1 protein-coding gene is annotated in these 549 nt (G+C 59.7%); it reads left to right on the top strand.

Going from position 1 to position 549, the window contains the following annotated elements:
* The coding region (locus MXC99_RS00250; protein ID WP_247723646.1) for a transposase domain-containing protein at positions 1-204 on the top strand (204 nt) is incomplete at its 5' end.
* Positions 205-549: the final 345 nt, after the last annotated feature.

Raw genomic sequence — 549 nt, 5'->3', positions numbered from 1 at the left:
GCGTGGCTCTTCTCGGACACCCAGGCGGGTGCGCGCGCCAGCGCGCTCATCTACTCGCTGGTCGAAACCGCCAAGGCCAACAACGTCGAGCCGTATCTGTGGCTGCGCCACGTGCTGCGGGCGTTGCCCACCGCCACCACCGTCGAACACTTCGAGGCTCTCCTGCCCTGGAATCTCAAGGCTGAGCAGTTGATCACAGCGTAGCGAGCCCAGGAAGGATGGGGTTCGTGGAGCGCTTACGCGGGCGTTGCCCACCGCCACCACCGTCGAACACTTCGAGGCTCTCCTGCCCTGGAATCTCAAGGCTGAGCAGTTGATCAAAGCGTAACGAGCCCAGGAAGGATGGGGTTCGTGGAGCGCTTACTGCGCTCTAGCAAAAACAAGCACTTGCGCGCGTAACTGTCGAACTCTGGGGGGCGCGGTTCAATAACCGCTTACGATTTTTCGTAGACGCAAAAACGCCCAGAGTTGTGTTCTCTGGGCGTTTTTTTGTGGGTTAGTCTGACGATGACCTACTTTCACGAGGGCATGCCTCACTATCATCGGCGC

Source organism: Thauera aromatica (assembly GCF_023093595.1).
Classification (GTDB): domain Bacteria; phylum Pseudomonadota; class Gammaproteobacteria; order Burkholderiales; family Rhodocyclaceae; genus Thauera; species Thauera aromatica_A.
Note: the sequence above shows the minus strand (reverse complement) of the source record. Positions and strands in the feature narration are given on the sequence as shown.